Below are 19,456 nucleotides of genomic sequence, written 5' to 3'. Positions count from 1 at the left end.
AGGAATTATGACCGAGGCCGACGTACAATCTATCGCTTTATTTTTCTACTTTGCTTTGCTCGATGATCAAAAAGCGATAGAGGCTTCGTCCCAGGCTCTGGCCCTTGGTCGAGCCCGTAAGCAAAGAAATCCCGATTTAAAAAACTCTGTTGCTATCGTGACCGCTACGAAAACCGTGTGGGACCGATATAAGTCTCGCGTAGCACGTGGTCGTCCAAATACCTCTGTTGAATCTGGTTGGCTCATTCCTGATGGGACGGATTTAGGTCCTTGGCGTGAATTTCAGAAGTCGGCTTCTGAAGATGAATTGCTAACAGTTATCTGGTCTAAAATTCTAAAACTTGAAGATGATGATATCTCTGAAGGCTTGGGCATCACTCAAGGTACGATTCGTTACCGTTTAGGTCGCGCTCTTCGTAAATTGGGAAGCATGACTCAAGCAGTGGGTAAGTTAAAGCATGGCACAGGAAAATAACGTTCCTCTTTCAAAAAAAGGAAAAAGAGAGATCTCTCCTTTTATTGGGCATGAGCTGCTTTACGATTACCTTACCGGTTCCTTAGATAAAGACCGTCGTTTGGCCGTCGAAGATCACGTTAAATTTTCCCGAGACGCGCAATTAGATCTTACGAAAATTCAAAACGGCCAGGCCTATGCCGAAAAGCTAGCTGACACCGTCGTTTCTCAACACATCATCGGGCAAATTAATGCTCCTTCAAGCTATATGTCTGTTCTTATGCAGAAGTCGAACTTCGATAAGTGGCCACAAGGTTTGAAGTGGGGTTTGGAAGCCTTGGTTGTTGTTGTCGGGATCGTGGTTCTGCTTTCAATCACTCCTTGGCAGAAAGTCATGGAGTTAAGTACGACCACGGGTTCAAAAGAAGTTGTATTGGCAGAGGTCTCAAAAACGGGAACTTCCACCACAGTGGAAGATCAACCCCAGTTTGTGGACGAAGGCGTGAAAGAAAACTCGACGCCAGCGCCAGCGGCACCAGTTCAAGACACGGCGAAGCCCACAACGAGCCCATCACCCACAGTGGCGGCAAAAAAAGCAGCTCCTACAGAGGAATCTTCAGCGGCGACAAGTCCAGCTGCCGGGGGAGGGTTTCTTTATCGTGGCGACATCGCAGTCACAAATATCGAAGTTATCGGTCCGAAAATCACAGACAAGATCAACGAGCTTGGTGGACGTAAAGCCGGGGCCGTGGAACTGGGCTGGAAGAAAACGGCCACTTCCATGTATTATCACTTCACTATTCCTGAAGCCAAATATCAGGATCTGATGAATTTCTTAGGGACTTACGGAAAGCCTAAGATTTCAAAAGAAAAACATCCTCGCGTGATGCCTGACGGGATCGTGCGACTTATTATTACTGTGGATGAAGCGAAGAAGTGAAAACCTTAAGAAAAAAACCTAAAAGATCACTACGTACGATTTTGATCGTTTGGTTTGTTCTTTTCTCGGTGGTTCCCTTAGCCTTTGTCACAATTTATTCCATGATCAAATACGAAAAAGCGATCGACCACGAGTTGTCGCAGCGTTTGAGTGGAAATGCTCGTGAAATCGAAGTGGCCTTAACGGATCTTCGCGCCGGTCTTCAGCAAAAACGCGATAAATATGTGCGCGATCCTAGTTTGGTTTATCACGTCACTATGGGTGACGGTTCGACGTTGCGCTCGTTGTCGGGACAGTGGATTCGCTCGGACAATATCTCAAGTTTAACTTTCTTCAATCGCGAAGGTCGTATGCTGGCCTCCGTTTTTAAAGACGACAAAGACGTTATTCGCAGTTTTGTTCCGTCTCAAGATGCCGTCTTTCTGTCTGCCAAGTACATGGCTCAGGTGAAAGACGAAAGTGAAATTGCTTTGGCAGAGTTCGGCGAGAATCAAAAAGTAAATCTTATCTTAATATCCAAGGTGACGGGCGCTGGTGGACGAGTCGTCGGCTATGTGGAACAAATCGTGGATATCAATAAAGCCTTTGTCAGCAAAATCAAAAATCGTCTGAAGTTGGAATTGATATTTTTTAAAGACTCGGGTCAAGTCGTGGTGGCCAGTCATCCGGATTTCTATCTTTATAAAAAAGATTTTTTCCGTCCCTATTTCCGCCCCGGTGCTGAACCTTTCTTTGACTTAAATATCAGAACTACTCCTTATGGCTTCTTAGTGTATCCGTTGGATTGGGGCATCACAAAGTTCTATGTGGCACTGGGAGCTTCCAAAAGCGAAGCGAAGGCCGTTCTTAAAAACGTAAACTATGCGTTCATCACTGTAGTTGGTGCGGTTGTCGTTCTTCTTGTTCTGACGATTCTTGTGACATCAAGCTGGGTTTTAAAACCACTTTATGATCTTGTCGAAGCTTTGCAGTCGTTCGAATCTCAAGAACAAGCAGTTACAATTCCAGTAAAAAATGATACCGAAATTGGTCTTCTTACAGAGTCCTTCAATGAGATGAGTAAAAAAATCTGGCAAGCCCGGTCCGATCTTCGCAAGAAAATCACAGAACTTGAAGCCGCTAATAAAGAATTAAAAGACACGCAAACAAAACTTGTTCACTCTGCAAAAATGGTGAGCTTGGGTCAGTTGGTCGCCGGTGTTGCGCATGAGCTGAATAATCCCATCGGATTTATCTATAGCAACATGACTCATCTAAAAGAATATTCAGAAAAGCTCATTCAAATTGCCGAAGTGGCAGAAAAAGATCCAAAGAAACTTCCGGCAGTGAAGGAAGAGTACGAGTTTGACTATATCGTGAAAGATCTGCCGAAGCTGGTGGCGTCCTGTCAGGATGGTGCTCGTCGTACGCGCGATATCGTTTTAGGATTAAGAAACTTTTCTCGACTGGAAGAAGCAAAACTGCAAGAAATCGATGTTCATCAAAGTCTCGATACAACATTGAATTTACTGCAAGGTGAAATCAAAAACCGCCTGGAAATTCATCGTCAATACGAACCTATTCCGATGATTCATTGTTACGCCAGTCAGATTAATCAGGTGTTCATGAATATTCTTTCAAACGCTGTTCAAGCGATTGAAGGCACGGGGCACATCTGGATTTCTACGACCGCGCTAAAAGACTACAAAGGTTCTAAAGACCGTCGTGGTTGGGTGCAAATCTCAATTCAAGACAGTGGAAAAGGAATGTCGGCAGAAACTTTAGAAAAAATCTTCGATCCGTTCTTCACCACAAAAGGGGTGGGACAGGGGACAGGTTTAGGACTGAGTATTTCTTACGGCATCATTCAAAACCACGGGGGCGAAATTCAAGCTCGCTCTGAGGTGGGCGTAGGAACTGAATTTATTGTGATAATTCCGGTCTATCCACCGATTCAAGAAAAGAACCCAGCACTTTTGTCCTAAAGCTTTAGTCCTGCTTTTCCGAGAAGATTGAGGTGAAAACTTCAATCATTCTTTCAATTCTGTTTATGACTGCTTTGAGCCATGCGAAGAGTTCTGCGGGACTGCCGCTGGCAGGCACAGTTCCATTGAAAGCGGAGGTAAGTATTCAGTATACAAAAAAGGGAGATGCTCACATTCAATCTAAGAGCTCGCCCGAACTTCGCACCGAAGTCGATAAAAGAAAACCCGCTTCGATCGTGCGTGTTTCAGCTCCTTAGAAATAATTCCTCTCTTAGGACTAGTTGTTAAAAACTGATTAAGTTCGGCATTTCCCTGATATAGGCACTTCGATAAGCTTATGAATATGTTCAAAAATATTCTGGCTTTGATCGTTGGCTTCGCGGTAATTCCTTCTGTTGCCTTTGCGTTTCGTTTAACCCCGATGGTAGTGCATTTCTCACCCACAGGCACGAAAGCCACCCAGGTTCTTACCTTGGAAAATCCAAGTACCGAAAAAGTTCCTATACAAATTGAAGTCTTCACACGAACCACCGACTCTAAAGGCGAAGAAGTTCGTACGAAAACAGATGAATTCAACGTTTACCCCGAGCAAGTCGTTCTTTTACCCAACGAAAAACGAAATGTACGAGTCACGTGGTCAGGAGAAATTAATGGCTCAGACGAAAAAGCATTTCGCATCATCGCATCGCAACTTCCCGTCGAGTTTCGCGACAGAAATGCCAAGCCAAAAACAAACGGTGTGAATCTGAACTTTCTTTTGCAGTACGTGGCTTCAGCTTACGTGACGCCTGAAGGTGCTGTTGCCAAGGTCAAAGTTAAAGAAGTAAAAGCGCTCGACAAAAAGAAGATCAGTGTCACCGTCAGCAATGAAGGCTCGGCGCATTTCGTTCTAAAGCCGAAAGCATTAAGGATTTATTCTGGTGAAAGCTTAGTCGGTACGATATCCCCGGTGACCGATCTAGAAAATACGAACCTGCTTCCTAAGACTGAAAAAACAGTTGTTTTAACGTCTAGTAAAGAAATTTCCGGAAAGACTTTGCGTGGAGAGCTTGAGCTAGCGGAGTCTGGTGATTGAGATTTCTTTTTAGCATTCTATCTCTAATAATCTTTTTGACGTTGCCGACGTTTGCGCAATCCGCACGTCCCGCATTGGCTAAACCTTATCTGGTCGCTCCGGTGGTCTTAGATAATCAAGTCATTGCGCAGGCGTGGGTTTTCCCTCGCGATGATAAAAGAAATTTTGCAGTCGAAGCAAAGCCTTTGCTTGAAGGTTTACAAAGTCAGCTTAAAGAATCATTGTGGCTAAATCTTAAGAACCGAGTTCGTCCAGAAGGTGTCGTGACCTTGTTAGATTTGGAAGGAGTCGGCCTTTCTATTTTCTTCGATGAAGCTCGTTTAGAATTAAAGATCGATCTTCCTTTAAAACATCGTCGAGGCAACGACTTAGATTTAAACTACGCCGAATTAAGCGGTCGTCCTTACAAGAGACCCGATGCTCACAGTGGATACTTAAATCTAAGAATGCTTCAGTCTTTTCAGTACGGGGCAGGAACTACGGAAGAAAAGTTACCGCTGTCCTCTCAAGTGGATCTGGTTGAAAATATCAAAGGTTTTGTCTTTGAATCTTCTGGTGAATTCCTGGAAGGAGATAACCATCCGTGGAAACGCCAGGACACGCGAATTCGACGAGACGACGAAGACAAAATGATTCGTTACACTCTTGGAGATTTAACCTTGGGTTCACGCGGCTTTCAGATCGCGCCAAATTTAGCGGGTCTTTCCGTAGTCCGAGAATTTTCAATTCAGCCATATAAAACTTTACGTCCGTTGAGCAATACCGAAATTGTGATTAAACGTGCGTCTTTGGTTGAAGTTTATGTAAATGGATTTCTTTACAGTCAATTGCGTTTAGCCCCAGGGGTTTTCAATATTCGGGATTTCCCTTTGGCGATTGGACAAAACAACGTCAAAGTTAAAATCCGCGATGATTTCGGTCAGGAAGAGGTCTATGACTTTTCAGTCCTTTTTGAAAACACTCTTTTAGGAAAAGGTGTTCAAGAGTTCTCGTACGCTGTGGGGTTGCCATGGACGGTGTCAGGTGCTGATCGTGCCTACGACAACACCGGGGCTGCTGCGACATTTTTTCATCGCGCGGGTGTAACGGACGAATTGACGTTAGGCCTTAACTTTCAGAATTATTTATCTCAATCTCTTTCAGGCATTGAAATTTCTGGCATCAGTCGTTGGGGATATTTGTCTTTTGATGGCGGATATAGTTCTGTTGCTGAAAATAAAACGGGCTTCGCAGAGAAACTTCGTTACCGCACTTTGGATAGAATGCTGGGAAGGGATGTTCCGGTCGTGCTGACACTAGAAGCAGAAAATCGGGATCCTGATTTCATTCCGGTTTCAGTCTTTGATATTGGTCTTGTATCTTACGTGCGCCGCTATGACTCGCAACTAAACTTCCGATTCTTGCAAAATTGGTTTTTCGGCGTCGGGGCTGGAGTCATGGAAGTGCCGTTAGCGGAAGACGAGCGCCAGTATCGATCCAACTTAGTAGTGCCCGTAAATAATCAAACTCGCGTGGAATTGTCTTACAGTAAAATCGTCGGTGTGACAGAAGAGGATCGAGGTTTGATTTCTTTGTTCTGGAATGAGCCTCAGGGAAAATACAGTGCCAGTGCCTATTACGATTCACTTCAAAAAACGGCCAACCTGACAGTGAACCGAAACAATATGCATAAATATGATGATGTTCGCGCTTCTGCTTCAGTGCAAGGAAGTGATGGCAGTGAGAGCGTCAATCTCATGGCGGAATACTTGACGCAGCCTTTAAGTCTGCGTCTTGAACATTTCACGACCCGTCAGAACTCTGTAGATACAAATACCACATCCCTGGGTTTGAACACCGGTATTGCCTGGGTGGGAAGTCATGCCGCTTTCACGCAACCGATTTATGATAGCTTTGTGTTAGTTCATTCAGATCTATTGCCAAAAGATCAAGAACTCATGATCAATCCGAACGGCGAAAAAGGCGACGCGCAGCTGGGACCTCAACACACGACTGTGTTGCGTGATCAATCGGCTTACTACAAATATACAGTGAACGTCGATTCGACTTCGCTTCCGATGGGCTACTTGTTGGAAAAAGAATATTTCAATGTCCAGCCCACCTATCGCAGTGGTGTGTTGATAGATCTAAATTTGAAAAAGAAGATCATGGTTAAGGGACGTGTGGTTGATCAAAAAGGACAACCCGTCCCTTACGTGGCGGGCGATATTCTGAATGCTCAGGATCAATTGGTCGACAATACTTTCTTTACGAATAAAAATGGCGGTTTCTTAATTGAAGGCTTAGAACCCGGGAGGTATAAAATCGTGACGGATCGTCCTTATCTGGGGCCTTTGATATTCGAAGTCACTGAAAGCCCAAATAATTCCTTAGATTTGGGAAGTATTGTTTTAAAGAAAGAGGACAGTGAATGAGAACGCTCTTTTTTCTAGGACTCTTATTGCAAGGTCAGGCCGCGCTCGCTTGTGTTTCAGTCCAACTTCAGACATCCTTGGCCGCTGTTAATTTTAATAATTCGACGATGGCAGCGCCGACTTTTACTGTAAAGGCCAACACTCAAGCTAACGGATGCAACTTTTTTATTACTTTTGATTATGGCAATGCATCTTCCTATTCCAATCGCGCTATGAATCAGGGATCTGACAAGTGGCCATTTCAAGTTTCAAAAGATTCAGCCCAACAAAACATACTGAAACACTTTCCAGATGTTTTTAGCACTAACGATGTTTTAACGGGAACTTTGCCCGAAGGAAGTAACGACCGTCAGGCCAACGTCACCTATTATGCAAAACTAGATGATTCAAATCCTTGGTTGAAGTTTGGAAACTACACCGAGACTTTAACGGCACGCTTATACCGAGGAAGCCCGACAGTGCCCGGTTACACTTTGATGGAAACCCGATCCATTGCGTTTAATTATAACGCTCAGAAAAGAGCGGACATTTCGATCACGTCACCAGGCGGTGAATTTGATATCGGTGACACCACAGAGACGATGAATTTTGGCAACTTATCTTCCGGCATATCGCGAGCCGCTTCTATCATACTTAAATACAATGCTGGATATACGTTGTTTGCCTCTTCGCAAAACAATGGTCGACTGAAACATGCTTCGGCGGCACAGTTTATCAATTATGCTTTAACGATTAGTGGAAATACTTTGAATCTTACAAATACGGCAACAAGTCCTACGCAGGTAGCGCGCGTTTTAGGAAGATCTCCCGCTAGCGGAACAGTTCTGCCGGTCGTAGCTACGATTGGATCTGTGGCGACAAACCAGCAATCAGGTCTTTATTCCGACACTATTACTTTGACCGTTCAATCTGCAGAATAAAAAAAGCCAACCTGAAAGTTGGCTTTTTTTATTTCTAATAAACGGCTAAGGACTAGTTAGCTTCGATAGCGATTGTCAAAGTGTCTTGGTAAGTACCAGCTGCTGCATTTGCATAAGCAGTCACATCAACTGTTACGTCTGAAGAATCCGTTGTAAGACCTGTCAATGAGCTTACGTTTTTCACAACAACACCAGCCACTGTCGGAGTAACCGAAGCCGCGCCATCATAACCGATCTTATAAGTCGTTTTTTGGGCAGCGTTTGTCGTGTGTCTTAATTCTCCACCTGTAGCAGACGAGATTTTGATTTTATAACCATTCAAATTGTTCGAGGTCTCAGTGACTGTTGCGACATTCTTACCTGTCTCACCTGCCGTGATATTCAGTGAAGTGTTGTTCGCGGTGTTTGCGGCAACAACGATATCGTTAACGACATTTACTGTGCCTTGAAGTAAAAGAGTGCCTGACGAAGCCGCCATTGCTGTTGAACCAAGAGCTAATGTCGTCATTACTGCCGTCGCGATTTTAGTGATTCTCATGTAAAAGATCCTTTCCATATTCGAGGAATTACTGTTTTAACTTTCACAGAATCTTTACTTCATGGGTTGTGCCATTACCGCCGAGCAATTATTTTGAAAAGGAAACACATGGACATGTCTAAGAGTTAGACACTTTACCCAATCTTGCTTGACAGGACTTTAACTACAACAGCAGAAGCCGGCGTAACTGTAATGATTTGAGGAAGACTCTTTTTGTTAAGAAATCATCTATTTAAGCCGATAAGGGCTTTGTATGGCAGCCCAACCGGAACAAAAGGACCAAAAAGAAAGATCGATGCTTTTGGCGCTTCTCCTTTTTTTAGGAGCGGCCGGGCTTATCTTTGCCTCTTTAGGGGAACCTGATCCGAAGCCAGCTCCCGAAGGTGTTTCTGCAAAATTGAAATCTGAAAAATACGAGAAGTCAGTGAACAAACACTTGATGCTGACTAACGAACGCATGGAACTAGAGCGTCAGCGCATGGCTGTTGAGAACGCGCGCTTACTCAATACTGAATTTAATAAAACACAAGCCCAACAAGCTTACCAAAATAGCAACGGCTTGGATTTAAGCGTCGATAATCGCGCTGCGGAACTTGCCAACGAATTGGGTCGGGGCGAGAAGAAAGAACAAGCGATGACTCCTGATGAAATTGTTCAAAAAGAACTTTTTAATCAGCAACAGATGCACGAATACTCTCAAGCCTACAGAGAAGAATACGCACGACAGTTTATTGAAAATGCCCGCCGTGGTGGATACAAAGTGATCTTAAGTGAAGATTTAAGCCGTGTTATTTCCGTTCAGCCATTGAGACGTGGAAATCCTAATTCCATGGAGCTGTTCGGTGGCGGCGGCGACGACTTCCTTCAATAATCAATACAAGTACTGAATAGAGTTCTTTCGCCATTTTTTAAAATGTCCGTGATCGGCCATGCTATAGTACTGCGTTTGCGTCATGATCAAGTGATCGTTGAGTGGAATTTGAAACATCGTCGCCAGCTGGTGAATTTTTCGGGTGATTATTAAATCCTGTTCGGAAGGAAGCGCCTGATTGCTGGGGTGATTGTGAGCAAGAATGAATGAACTCGCGTTACACAGAATGAGTGTGCGAAATATGTCACGCGGATGAACCAGACAATGATCCGCAGTGCCGCGAAAAATCATTTCTTTTTGCACCATTTCCATCTGAGAGTTTAAAGCAATGAGCCAAAGTTCTTCGGCGTAGGGATTGATTTGCGCGCGGAGTAATTCATAGGCCTGCAGGCTTGAGGACACTTCATTCATAACTGAATAAACTGCAAATGAGCCGGTGTTTCAGAACTGGATCTAAGGGTTTTACTGGTTTTTGATTCGGACTTGCGTGTCCGAAAACCTCGACATAGACTTTCTGAGTATCCATTATTCAGGGAAGGTAATATGAAAAAGAATCTTACATTAGCAGCTCTCTCTCTTTCATTCGTAGCGTTGGCTAGTTGTGGACCAAAAGCATTCGTAAAAGGTCAATACGACGACGTGAATCGCGAAAACTTGATGAATGATCAATGGTCTGAAACAGACATGCAAAAAGCTGTCGCTGATCTTGTAGCAAGTTTGATGAATGCACCCGCGATCAACAATGCTAAGAAAATGCCTGTTGTAATGGTGACGGGTCTTCAAAATAAAACAAGTGAGCATATCGACACTCAAAGCATCATGGACATGGTTCGTGTTGAACTTATGAAGTCAGGTAAAGTTGGCTTCATCGATAAAGAAGCTCGCCAAGATATCTCTGATGAATACAACTACCAAAACTCGGGCATGGTCGAGCAGGAGTCTAAAAAAGGCCCTGGTGGCCAAATTGGCGCCGATTTCATTATCAATGGCCGTCTTGATTCCATTGTGCAAGAAGTGGGTAAAGATAAGTCCGTGTACTACAAGCTGACTTTGAATTTGACGAACTTGAAAACAAGCATGATCACTTGGTCTGATCAAAAACAAATCCGCAAAACATTTAAGAAAAAAGCGGTTGGTCTTTAATTAGATGAAACTGAATTTGCAAAGACTCACGCCTGTCGTGGGTCTTTTTTTAGCTCTGCATCTTGTCGGCTGCGCGACTTATCAGAATAAAGTTCAAGAAGCTCGCGCTGCTATGTCTCGCCGTGATTACGAAAAAGCGATCGCGGATCTAAAGCCATTGGCGGAAACCCAGAACGACGACCAATTGGTATATCTCTTAGATTATGGTGTAGCGCTGCAATTGGCGGGCAAACTGAAAGAAAGTAACCAAGTCTTTTTGCAGGCAGACCGCCTTGCTGAATTGGTCGACTATCAATCGGTTTCGCGTATCGCAGGTTCCTTAGCCTTGAACGAAGAAATGGTTCAATACAAGGGCGATACTTTTGAAAAAATCTTTATCAACGCTTATCTGGCGATGAATTTCTTAGAGCTGAATCAGTTGGATGATGCTCTGGTTGAAGCCCGTCGTATTAACGAAAAATATCTAAAATATCGCGCGGATGAAAAGAAAACTTTTGAGCTAAACTCGTTCAGTAAATATTTGTCGGCTGTCGTCTGGGAAGCCAGCCGCAATTACGATGATGCTTACATTGCCTATGCGGAAGCTTATAAAATCGATCCGACTATTTCGACAATTCGTGAAGATCTGATCCGTTCTGCGAAGCTCGCTCGTCGTATGGACACGTATCAGGATTGGAAAAAGAAATTCCCTGACGTGAAAGAGGACAGCGCTTGGTATGATCGCGGTTTGGGTGAGCTTGTTATTATTTATCAGCAGGGTTGGGGACCTCGAAAAGCCCAAAGCCCGAATGAATACCGCTTTCCAACTTTAGTTCCAGTTTATAGTGAAACTCAAAAAGCGCGTCTTAATATCGTCGGAAAAAATTATTTAAGCCGCGAAGTCTACGATGTGCAAAGTGCCGCCATTCACACGCTGAATGAAGACCAAGGTATCTTGATTGCAAAACGTGTGGCCGGCGTGGCGACTAAAGCGGTGTTGTCAGATCAGGTCCGCCAAAAAGACGAACTCTTGGGGACTTTGACGTGGATTGCTTTGAACGTTGCGGACCGCGCCGATGTTCGTCAATGGTCGACACTTCCGCAGACAATTCAAATTATCCGCGTGCCGCTAGCGCCAGGTAAATACACTTTTAATATTGAAGGTCTGAATGTTTCTGGAGCCTCCACGGGGGAGGTATTGGAAAATCGCGAAATCGAAATTCGCCCGGGTCAGAAAAAGTTCGTGATCTGGCGATCCTTGAAATAAAAAAAAAGCCCCGCAGTTGCGAGGCTTTTTAAGTAACTTCGAATTTACTTCAAATCTTAGTTGTTCAACAAAGAAGAACCAGGAAGGTTTGGAGTTTCGTCGTCTTGTTGCAAACCAGGAAGAACAGTCGCTTTTTCAGCAGCTACTTTAGCAGTAGTGTCTGTGTTGTAGCGAGTTGCAGCAGTAGCAACGCGGTTTTCCAAGTTTTGTTTAACGCTGTCTGTAGAAGCGTTTTCGATCACTGTGTTAACTTGTTGCTTAGTCATGTAGTCCTGAGGGAACGCGCCAAGCTTAGCCAAGTAACCAGAGATGCTTCCGTTACCGTTTTGGATGATTTCACGAAGAGTGAAAAGAGGAGCGTATTGAGATGCTTTCTTTTCTGCTTCGAAAATGATCTGAGTCAAAGTAGCAGCAGTGATATCGTTTTTAGATTTATTATCGATAACCATTACTTCTTCGTTTGTACGGATCATCTTAGCGATATCGTCCAAAGTAACGTAGCAGCTTTGTTGAGTGTCGTAGAGTTTGCGGTTCTGATAGCGCTTGATGATTTTTACTTTAGAATTTGGCTTCGATGTCATTGTTTCGTTTTGGTTGATCAAAAGTGCCTCCCAATTTGAAATTTCCCCAAAGTCTCAAGGAGATATGGCTGCTAAATGATTCAGCGTCCCCTTGCAGATGGGCGCAACCTATCCCTGCCGCCACCCCTTGTCAAGGGGTCCTCAAATCAAAAGAAAAGACTCTAGGCGTTATTTTTTCTGCAAACCGCCATTAGTTTTTTTTAAATTTACAGACCTTTGTCTAAAGTTTTTTCCAAAGCCCGCCGAAATGTATTTATACCAACTTTCTTGGCGGGAAGTAATTTAATGAAAAATGAGCAAAAACAAGAGTTTAAGTCCTCTGGAGTCTTGGCCCTGCTGGGTCTCGTCGGTTTCTCAACGGCGATTATAGCGACCCCTTGGAACCGCCAAATTCAGGACTCTCGCAGCGAACTTGCCCGCCAAAAAGCGGAAGTTGTTGGATATCAAGTCATCCAGATTTACCGCGAAGCAACAAAATCAGCTGCCAATTCACATATGCCTAAGTCCCGCGTTCCGGCTTCTGTGGCCGAAGAAAAGGCCCTTTCCCCTGAAAATATTCGCAGTACGGGGACAATGGGGGTGGATCCTTGGGGACAGCCTTATAAGTACCGAATCTTATCGGGAAACCAAGTGGGCAAGATCCGCATTGTTGTTTGGTCCTCGGGTCCAAACCAAAAAGTAGATACGACAAATTTAGAAAATGAAGAAATCGCTCTTAAAGAACAGCCTGTTTACTCCGGTGACGATGTTGGAGTCCTTCTGAGCATGTCTCAGAATTAGAACTCTTTCTGATCACGGCCTAGGTCGCGATGAAGTCCTGATACATCAACAAAATCTCAAAACATGCCGATCAGCATGTAACTAGGAGATCAGATGTTTTTATTCACTAGGACTTCCTTAATCCCTATTTTGTTGACGCTGACGGCATGTGCGACGTTCACACAGAACGACGCGGACAAAGCCACGTATTATGAAGCGTCATTCGATGACAAAAACAGAGCTCCTGCATCTTTTGCTCCTGCTATCGTAGCGCAAGATGGAAGCGCCAAGTTAGATCCACTCTACATGCGCACACAAGCTGACTACCATTTCGCGATGGGTGAGGCTTACAGTCTTGACGGCAATTCGCAAAAAGCGATCGAAGCTTTCAAAACCGTGCTGGTGTACGATCAAGAGTCTCCAGCCGTGAACATGCGTTTAGCAGCTGAATTCCTGAAACAAGGCATGATCTCTGAATCCTTGGTGCAGGCGGAAGAGGCTGTTAAAAAAGATCCAAAAAACGTAGATGCTCACTTGTTGCTAGGTGGTTTGTATTCATCAATGAAGCTTTACCCAAAAGCTTTAGCTGAATACTCCACAGTGATGAAGCTTCAGCCTTCGAATACGGAAGCTCCGCTTTACATTGGCGCACTTTACTCTGAACAAAAACAATCGGACAAAGCTGTTCAGTACTTTGAATCTCTTTTGAAAAATCCTGATTACACAACGCCGTACCTAGCTCATTACTACATCGGTCGCGTGCGTATGGAGCAACCAGAAGCGAAATACCAAAAAGCTTCTGAAGAGTCTTTCAAAAAGACTTTGCAGTTGAAACCTGACTTCGCTGACGCTCTTCTTTCTTTGGGTTCGCTTTATGCAAAACAAAAGAAAGAAGATAAAGCTATTGCGATGTACAAAGAGTTCCAAAAGGAAAACACTCCAAGTCCACGTATTGCAGAAGTCTTAGCGCAAATCTATATCGAACAAGGTGACTACGAAAATGCTTATGACCAATTGGCTATCGTGGAATCAGAAACGGAAGAGCCACTGAATGTGCGCATGAAGATGGCTTTGATCTTGATCGAACAAAAACGTTACGATCAAGCGGCGCAAAAATTAGAAGACGTTCTTAAGGAAGCTCCAGATTCAGATAAAGTTCGCTTTTATCTAGCAGCGGTTTACGAAGAAACGCGTAAAGCAGAAAAAGCAGTGAAAGAATATCGCAAGATTCCAGCGAACAGCACTTACTACGGTGAGGCTGTGGTTCATGCGGCTTATCTTCTAAAAGGTTTGGGCCGTTTGGAAGAAGGTTTGGAAGTTGCGGCAAAAGGTTTGAAGGATCGTCAAGATCAACCTCAGATCTATGCGATGTATGCTTCTTTGTTAGATGAAAAGACGGATTATAAAGGGGCTTCAAAAATCTTGGAACAAGGTTTAGAGAAGTTTCCAGAAAACGCGCAACTTCGTTTCTATTACGGCACTATTAATGACCGCTTGGGTAATAAAGAGGTTGTCGTAACAGAAATGCAAAAGGTTTTGGATTTAGATCCGAATCACGTTCAAGGTTTGAACTATCTTGCCTTCACATGGGCTGAGATGGGAGTGCAACTTCCGCAAGCGGAAAAGCTAGCTCGTCGTGCTTTAGAGCTTGAGCCTAAAGATGGTTATGTTCTAGATACCTTGGGTTGGATTTTGTACAAACAAAATAAGTTCACAGAGTCGATCAAGTTCTTAGAAGCGGCTCACAAGTATCAAGGTGCTGTCAGCATCATCGCTGAGCACTTGGGTGACGCTTACTTAAAGCAATCTATGGTGGATAAAGCGAAGAAGATGTATCGCAAAGCCGCTGATCTTGAAACTGATAAAAAGAAAGTGGAAGAGATCCGCAGCAAAATCACCGCGATCGAAAAGCAAGAGCTTCTTTCGCCAAGAATGCCAGCTTCGGCGCCAAAAACAGAAGTGCCGATTGCAGAGCACGATACGACGAAGTAATAAATTTAAAATTGAAAAGTAAAAGGGCTGCGCTAAAAACGCGGCCCTTTTACTTTTTAACGAACTTGGATTTCATTTCCAAATAAGAGTAATAGCTGCTGAAAAAGAGCACCGGGAAAGCCAGTAAAAATCCAATCCCCCAAGTCACTCCGGCTATTAATAGTAATAGAGCTAGATAAAAGCTCACTACAAAATAGTGTCGAAGATTTTTCATGGAAGCTAAGCCTACGATATCAACGGCCTCAGCTAATCCTGTGCCGGTATCTAAGCGGTAACGTAACGCGTGGGTGAGCACTAAATAAAAGAAAGTTCCCAGGATGAATAGGCCTAAGGAAAGAGGTGCTCCTGAAAGATACTCTTGAGGACTTTGCAAGATTCCAAAAGAGGACCCAATAAGAACCGTGGTCGGGAACAAAATCAAGCTTGTTACAATAAAAGGAAGCAGTGACTCTTTCACTGTTGAAAGATCCTTCCAGTTTTTTCCTTCAAGCCAACGGTCTGTGAGATGTTGAAGGACCAACAGAGCAAAAGCCGTTAACACGGCACTGACGTACGGAATATGGCGCAGCGAGAATGCGACCACAAAACCAATGGCTCCAAGAATAAGACTGTATTTCCACTGGCTTTTCAGCTGAATCAGCGCTTGTTTAAAAGAATTCATTTCTCTATGCTAAGGCAATGATGACAACTATCAATTATTTTTTACTGATTGTATTAACCGCTATCGTATCTGGCTGTGTCACTAAGACGGTGAAGCAAGGAGCTTATCAAAAAGCTCAATGGGAAACCAAAGCCCTTATAAAGGACGAAAAGCAGAATAAGACGCAGTCATTAAATATAGATATTTATGCGATCAAAAATGAAAGAGCACGATTGGAGATTTCAGCGATGCTGGGGTATCAAGTTGCTAGCTTGGTCATGAGTCCTTCTGAAATTTCTTATGTGATTTATCCGCAGAAAACTTTTTTTTATGGCAGAAATTCAGAGCGTGCGTTCAACCGTATGATCGATTTGCCATTGCATCCTATGAATCTTGCCAATATTGCTTTTGATGAGCCTGTACGTGGCCCCGGGTGGCAGTGCACGCTTGCGACGGACGGCTGGATCTCTCAATGTGACAACTTACAAAGGAACCTTCGCGTTGTTTGGTCAAATCGAAATGAAGGTGAGAAAAAAGTAGTTATTACGGGCCCGCAATTTGAAATGCAGTGGCAATTCCCAGCGCCCCAGACTGAAGTCCAGTTTAAAAATGACCTTTTCACATTGAGACAGCCCTCGGGGTTCAAAGCAATACAAATAAATTAATTAACTCGTTAACCGTCTAGTATTGAGGCATAATCTTATGGAAGTAGGTGTGTCACCAAGCACCTGAGGGAGAGATTATGGCCTCTAAGTTTGATCTTCAATCGTTGGTCAGTAACTGGCAGAACTCGAGCACTCACGCTAAAGAGCATTGGAGTGGGACCTTCGAAGAGTATCTCGATCTTGTAAAACAAAATCCTAAAATCACGAGGAATGCTTATCAGCGCATGTACGACATGATCGTTGAAGAAGGCACAGAAACATATCTGGATTTCAAAAAAGAAGTCGTTAGATATAAATTCTTCGATGACACATTCAACAACGGAAAAGACGCCGTCTTCGGATTGGATGTTCAGTTGATGAAGTTGGTGAACGTACTTAAAGCGGCCGCTTTGGGATACGGAACTGAAAAACGTGTGATCTTGCTTCACGGTCCGGTGGGAAGTGCGAAATCTACAATCTGCCGGATGTTGAAAAAAGGTCTTGAGCGCTACTCGCACAGCAAATCAGGCGCAATGTACACGTTTGAATGGATTGATGAAAAATTAGAACTTGATGGCATTCTTGGTAAAGGTGTGAAGGTGTTCCCTTCGCCGATGAATGAAGAGCCTTTGCTTCTAATCCCAGAAGAGCTTCGTCAAAGTGTGTATGAGTCCTTGAATAAAGGACAAGAAGGTTCTTACCGTGTGCATGTTGACGGGGAGCTAAGCCCGCCATCTCGATTCATCTTTAAGCAACTGATGGAAAAATACGACAGCAACTTGATGAAAGTTCTTGAGCACGTTCGTGTAAGAAGACTTTTCATCTCTGAAGCGGATCGTATCGGTATTGGTACTTTCCAACCGAAAGACGAAAAGAATCAGGACTCTACGGAGCTAACAGGCGATATCAACTATCGTAAGATTGCTGAATATGGATCTGATTCAGACCCACGTGCATTTAACTTTGACGGAGAGTTCAACGTCGCCAATCGCGGTATGATCGAGTTCGTCGAGGTTCTTAAACTTGACGTGGCTTTCTTGTACGACCTTTTGGGAGCGTCACAAGAACACAGAGTTAAACCTAAGAAATTCGCGCAAACTCATATCGATGAAGTGATTATCGGACACACGAATGAACCAGAGTACCGTCGTCTTCAAGACAACGAATTCATGGAAGCCCTTCGTGACCGTACCGTGAAGATCGATATTCCTTATATCACTCGCTGGAGAGATGAGATCAATATCTACAAACGTGATTTCAATTCTCAAAAAGTGCGCGGTTTAAGTATCGCGCCTCATACGGTTGAAATGGCGGCGATGTGGGCGATTCTGACTCGTTTGGAAAAGCCTAAGAAAGCCAACCTCACTCGTTTGCAAAAACTAAAACTCTATAACGGTAAGACGTTACCGAACTACACTGAAGACAACGTGCGTGAGCTTCGTAAAGAAGCCAACCGCGAAGGTCTTGAAGGTATTTCGGCTCGTTATATCCAAGATAAGCTCTCTAACGCTCTGGTTGCGGCGCAACAGTCTAATAAAGGCTCTGTGAATCCGTTCATGGTGTTTAAAGAACTTGAATCCGGCCTTAAGAATCACTCGTTGATTTCTAACGAAGAGCTTAAGAGCGAGTACAAAGAACTTCTAGGTGTGGTTCTTCAAGAATACGAAGAAATCATCAAAGCGGAAGTTCAAAGAGCGATCAGTGCCGATGAAAGTGCGATGCAAAGACTTTGCGCGAACTACATCGATAATGTGAAAGCTTACACTCAACGTGAAAAAGTTCGTAATCAGTTCACGGGCAATGATGAAGAGCCTGATGAGCGTTTGATGCGATCTATTGAAGAGAAGATCGAGATCCCTGAATCTCGTAAAGATGATTTCCGTCGTGAGATCATGAATTACATCGGGGCATTGGCTTTGGAAGGCAAGAAGTTCAACTACAAAATGAACGAACGTCTTCATAAAGCGATTGAATTGAAACTCTTCGAGGATCAAAAAGACAGCATCAAACTTACGACTTTAGTGAGCAACGTTGCTGACAAAGATACTCAAGAAAAAATTGATATCGTTAAAACTCGTCTCATCAAGGACTTCGGGTACGATGAAATCTCTGCGACGGACGTTCTACACTACGTTGCAAGTATCTTCGCCCGCGGGGATGTAAAGAATAAATAATGTCGATTCGGGAAGACAATAACAGGTTCAGAGAAATCGTTAAGGGCAAGGTCAAAGAAGATCTTCGCAAGTATGTCTCCCAGGGCGAAATGATTGGGAAGCGAGAGGAGGAGTACGTTAAAATTCCTCTTCCTCGCATTGATATTCCTAACTTCCGCTACGGTCCCAAGCAACAGGGCGGTGTCGGTCAAGGGGAAGGTCAACCTGGTCAAGACGTCGGTGATCCAGGTGAAGGTGGACAAGGACAAGCCGGAGAAGCTCCTGGAGAGCATCTTTTGGAAGTCGAACTTTCAATGGAAGAGTTGGCAGATATTCTTGGTGAGAAGTTGCAACTTCCACGCATTGAGCCTAAAGGCGCAAAGAATATCGAATCCTTAAAAACGAAGTTTACAGGACTTGCTCCGGTGGGACCGGAAGGACTTCGTCATTTTAAATCTTCTTATAAAAGAGCTTTAAAGCGCATGGTGGGTGCTGGCACCTACAATCCGGAAGAGCCTTTGGTTTTGCCGATCCGCAGGGATATGCAATACAAGTCCTTCAAAAAAGTGAATCAACCACAAACCCAAGCCGTGGTTATTTACATGATGGACGTGTCGGGCAGTATGGGTGATGAACAAAAAGAAATTGTTCGTTTAGAAAGCTTCTGGATCAACACGTGGCTAAAGAAACATTATAAGGGTCTAGAGACTCGTTTCATTATTCACGATGCGGCCGCGAAAGAAGTGGACGAAGATACTTTCTTTAGAACCAGTGAATCCGGCGGAACTTTAATCAGCTCTGCGTATAAGCTCTGTCAGGAAATCATCCAGAAAGACTATCCTGTTCACGAGTGGAATATTTATCCTTTCCATTTCAGTGACGGTGACAACTGGTCGGGTGAAGACACTCGTTTGTGTATTAAGATGATGACTGAATTCTTCCTTCCGAACTGCAACGTCTTTAGTTACGGGCAGGTGGAAAGTAAATACGGAAGTGGTCAGTTCCTTAAAGATTTACAAAAAGAATTTGGCAACGACGAAAGACTCACTCTGAGCCAAATCGAAAACCGCGACAAGATCCTTGATTCTATCAAGGACTTCTTGGGTAAAGGCCGCTAAACGA

The 19,456-nt window shown here is 43.9% G+C and carries 19 protein-coding genes; 15 read left to right on the top strand and 4 right to left on the bottom strand.

Going from position 1 to position 19,456, the window contains the following annotated elements; all coding sequences use genetic code 11:
- The first annotated feature begins 7 nt into the window (after window positions 1-7).
- From AZI85_RS15665 to AZI85_RS15635, 7 genes are all read left to right on the top strand, one after another.
- Complete coding sequence (locus AZI85_RS15665) at window positions 8-475, top strand: hypothetical protein (RefSeq protein ID WP_063244940.1); 468 nt, start codon at window positions 8-10, stop codon at window positions 473-475.
- Window positions 459-1,394, top strand: a complete 936-nt coding sequence (locus AZI85_RS15660; RefSeq protein ID WP_063244939.1) for a hypothetical protein — start codon at window positions 459-461, stop codon at window positions 1,392-1,394. The genes AZI85_RS15665 and AZI85_RS15660 overlap by 17 nt, the downstream gene beginning before the upstream one ends.
- Window positions 1,391-3,358 carry an ATP-binding protein gene (locus AZI85_RS15655; protein ID WP_063244938.1) on the top strand — a complete coding sequence of 656 codons (1,968 nt, stop codon included), beginning with the start codon at window positions 1,391-1,393 and terminating at the stop codon, window positions 3,356-3,358. The genes AZI85_RS15660 and AZI85_RS15655 overlap by 4 nt, the downstream gene beginning before the upstream one ends.
- Window positions 3,359-3,390: 32 nt before the next feature.
- The gene (locus AZI85_RS15650; protein ID WP_063244937.1) at window positions 3,391-3,615 is read left to right on the top strand and encodes a hypothetical protein; all 225 of its coding nucleotides are present in this window, start codon (window positions 3,391-3,393) and stop codon (window positions 3,613-3,615) included.
- 80 nt (window positions 3,616-3,695) lie between these two features.
- Window positions 3,696-4,433, top strand: a complete 738-nt coding sequence (locus tag AZI85_RS15645) for a fimbria/pilus periplasmic chaperone (RefSeq protein WP_081111044.1) — start codon at window positions 3,696-3,698, stop codon at window positions 4,431-4,433.
- The gene (locus AZI85_RS15640; protein WP_063244935.1) at window positions 4,430-6,847 is read left to right on the top strand and encodes a fimbria/pilus outer membrane usher protein; all 2,418 of its coding nucleotides are present in this window, start codon (window positions 4,430-4,432) and stop codon (window positions 6,845-6,847) included. The genes AZI85_RS15645 and AZI85_RS15640 overlap by 4 nt, the downstream gene beginning before the upstream one ends.
- Entirely contained in the window at window positions 6,844-7,767 is a 924-nt protein-coding gene (locus tag AZI85_RS15635; protein WP_063244934.1) for a spore coat protein U domain-containing protein, read from the top strand. Before AZI85_RS15640 ends, AZI85_RS15635 begins: the two co-directional genes overlap by 4 nt.
- A gap of 52 nt (window positions 7,768-7,819) precedes the next feature.
- On the opposite strand, the gene AZI85_RS15630 is transcribed toward AZI85_RS15635, so the two are convergent.
- The gene (locus AZI85_RS15630) at window positions 7,820-8,305 is read right to left on the bottom strand and encodes a hypothetical protein (protein ID WP_063244933.1); all 486 of its coding nucleotides are present in this window, start codon (window positions 8,303-8,305) and stop codon (window positions 7,820-7,822) included.
- Window positions 8,306-8,558: 253 nt separating this feature from the next.
- Here AZI85_RS15630 and AZI85_RS15625 point away from each other — a divergent pair, with 253 nt between their 5' ends.
- Window positions 8,559-9,176, top strand: coding sequence for a hypothetical protein (locus tag AZI85_RS15625; protein ID WP_253721030.1), 618 nt, complete (start codon window positions 8,559-8,561; stop codon window positions 9,174-9,176).
- On the opposite strand, the gene AZI85_RS15620 is transcribed toward AZI85_RS15625, so the two are convergent.
- Window positions 9,177-9,587, bottom strand: coding sequence for a JAB domain-containing protein (locus AZI85_RS15620; RefSeq protein WP_253721029.1), 411 nt, complete (start codon window positions 9,585-9,587; stop codon window positions 9,177-9,179).
- A gap of 132 nt (window positions 9,588-9,719) precedes the next feature.
- On the opposite strand from AZI85_RS15620, the gene lpoB reads away from it, so the two are divergent.
- Both lpoB and AZI85_RS15610 read left to right on the top strand, forming a co-directional pair.
- Window positions 9,720-10,319, top strand: a complete 600-nt coding sequence (gene lpoB / locus AZI85_RS15615) for a penicillin-binding protein activator LpoB (RefSeq protein ID WP_063244932.1) — start codon at window positions 9,720-9,722, stop codon at window positions 10,317-10,319.
- A 4-nt stretch (window positions 10,320-10,323) separates the two neighbouring features.
- Window positions 10,324-11,565, top strand: coding sequence for a COG3014 family protein (locus AZI85_RS15610; RefSeq protein ID WP_063244931.1), 1,242 nt, complete (start codon window positions 10,324-10,326; stop codon window positions 11,563-11,565).
- Window positions 11,566-11,621: 56 nt separating this feature from the next.
- Here AZI85_RS15610 and AZI85_RS15605 read toward each other — a convergent pair whose 3' ends face one another.
- The gene (locus tag AZI85_RS15605; RefSeq protein ID WP_041872735.1) at window positions 11,622-12,167 is read right to left on the bottom strand and encodes a polyhydroxyalkanoate synthesis regulator DNA-binding domain-containing protein; all 546 of its coding nucleotides are present in this window, start codon (window positions 12,165-12,167) and stop codon (window positions 11,622-11,624) included.
- 264 nt (window positions 12,168-12,431) lie between these two features.
- Between AZI85_RS15605 and AZI85_RS15600 the strand changes: the two genes are divergently transcribed.
- Together AZI85_RS15600 and AZI85_RS15595 are read left to right on the top strand one after the other, a co-directional pair.
- Window positions 12,432-12,926, top strand: coding sequence for a hypothetical protein (locus AZI85_RS15600; protein WP_063244930.1), 495 nt, complete (start codon window positions 12,432-12,434; stop codon window positions 12,924-12,926).
- Window positions 12,927-13,019: 93 nt separating this feature from the next.
- Window positions 13,020-14,897, top strand: coding sequence for a tetratricopeptide repeat protein (locus AZI85_RS15595; RefSeq protein ID WP_063244929.1), 1,878 nt, complete (start codon window positions 13,020-13,022; stop codon window positions 14,895-14,897).
- A 49-nt stretch (window positions 14,898-14,946) separates the two neighbouring features.
- Here the strand turns inward: AZI85_RS15595 and AZI85_RS15590 are convergent, their stop codons facing one another.
- A complete protein-coding gene (locus AZI85_RS15590; RefSeq protein ID WP_063244928.1) occupies window positions 14,947-15,558 on the bottom strand; it encodes a hypothetical protein in 612 nt (203 codons plus the stop codon).
- Window positions 15,559-15,575: 17 nt separating this feature from the next.
- On the opposite strand from AZI85_RS15590, the gene AZI85_RS15585 reads away from it, so the two are divergent.
- From AZI85_RS15585 to AZI85_RS15575, 3 genes are all read left to right on the top strand, one after another.
- Window positions 15,576-16,202: a DUF4292 domain-containing protein gene (locus AZI85_RS15585; RefSeq protein ID WP_063244927.1), complete on the top strand. Its 627-nt coding sequence runs from the start codon at window positions 15,576-15,578 to the stop codon at window positions 16,200-16,202.
- Between the two features lie 77 nt (window positions 16,203-16,279).
- Window positions 16,280-18,355, top strand: a complete 2,076-nt coding sequence (locus AZI85_RS15580) for a PrkA family serine protein kinase (protein ID WP_063244926.1) — start codon at window positions 16,280-16,282, stop codon at window positions 18,353-18,355.
- Entirely contained in the window at window positions 18,355-19,452 is a 1,098-nt protein-coding gene (locus tag AZI85_RS15575; protein WP_063244925.1) for a DUF444 family protein, read from the top strand. The genes AZI85_RS15580 and AZI85_RS15575 overlap by 1 nt, the downstream gene beginning before the upstream one ends.
- Window positions 19,453-19,456: the final 4 nt, after the last annotated feature.

Origin of the sequence: Bdellovibrio bacteriovorus (genome assembly GCF_001592755.1) — a bacterium.
GTDB classification, from domain to species: domain Bacteria; phylum Bdellovibrionota; class Bdellovibrionia; order Bdellovibrionales; family Bdellovibrionaceae; genus Bdellovibrio; species Bdellovibrio bacteriovorus_E.
This window is presented reverse-complemented; position numbering and strand designations above follow the sequence as displayed.

Bases quoted from the DNA above. Each gene is read 5' to 3' on its own strand.
- AZI85_RS15630 (WP_063244933.1), bottom strand. From the start codon at position 8,305: ATGAGAATCACTAAAATCGCGACGGCAGTAATGACGACATTAGCTCTT.
- AZI85_RS15585 (WP_063244927.1), top strand. From the start codon at position 15,576: ATGATGACAACTATCAATTATTTTTTACTGATTGTATTAACCGCTATC.
- AZI85_RS15625 (WP_253721030.1), top strand. From the start codon at position 8,559: ATGGCAGCCCAACCGGAACAAAAGGACCAAAAAGAAAGATCGATGCTT.
- AZI85_RS15665 (WP_063244940.1), top strand. From the start codon at position 8: ATGACCGAGGCCGACGTACAATCTATCGCTTTATTTTTCTACTTTGCT.
- AZI85_RS15595 (WP_063244929.1), top strand. From the start codon at position 13,020: ATGTTTTTATTCACTAGGACTTCCTTAATCCCTATTTTGTTGACGCTG.
- lpoB (WP_063244932.1), top strand. From the start codon at position 9,720: ATGAAAAAGAATCTTACATTAGCAGCTCTCTCTCTTTCATTCGTAGCG.
- AZI85_RS15580 (WP_063244926.1), top strand. From the start codon at position 16,280: ATGGCCTCTAAGTTTGATCTTCAATCGTTGGTCAGTAACTGGCAGAAC.
- AZI85_RS15590 (WP_063244928.1), bottom strand. From the start codon at position 15,558: ATGAATTCTTTTAAACAAGCGCTGATTCAGCTGAAAAGCCAGTGGAAA.
- AZI85_RS15660 (WP_063244939.1), top strand. From the start codon at position 459: ATGGCACAGGAAAATAACGTTCCTCTTTCAAAAAAAGGAAAAAGAGAG.
- AZI85_RS15575 (WP_063244925.1), top strand. From the start codon at position 18,355: ATGTCGATTCGGGAAGACAATAACAGGTTCAGAGAAATCGTTAAGGGC.
- AZI85_RS15635 (WP_063244934.1), top strand. From the start codon at position 6,844: ATGAGAACGCTCTTTTTTCTAGGACTCTTATTGCAAGGTCAGGCCGCG.
- AZI85_RS15600 (WP_063244930.1), top strand. From the start codon at position 12,432: ATGAAAAATGAGCAAAAACAAGAGTTTAAGTCCTCTGGAGTCTTGGCC.
- AZI85_RS15610 (WP_063244931.1), top strand. From the start codon at position 10,324: ATGAAACTGAATTTGCAAAGACTCACGCCTGTCGTGGGTCTTTTTTTA.
- AZI85_RS15645 (WP_081111044.1), top strand. From the start codon at position 3,696: ATGAATATGTTCAAAAATATTCTGGCTTTGATCGTTGGCTTCGCGGTA.
- AZI85_RS15620 (WP_253721029.1), bottom strand. From the start codon at position 9,587: ATGAATGAAGTGTCCTCAAGCCTGCAGGCCTATGAATTACTCCGCGCG.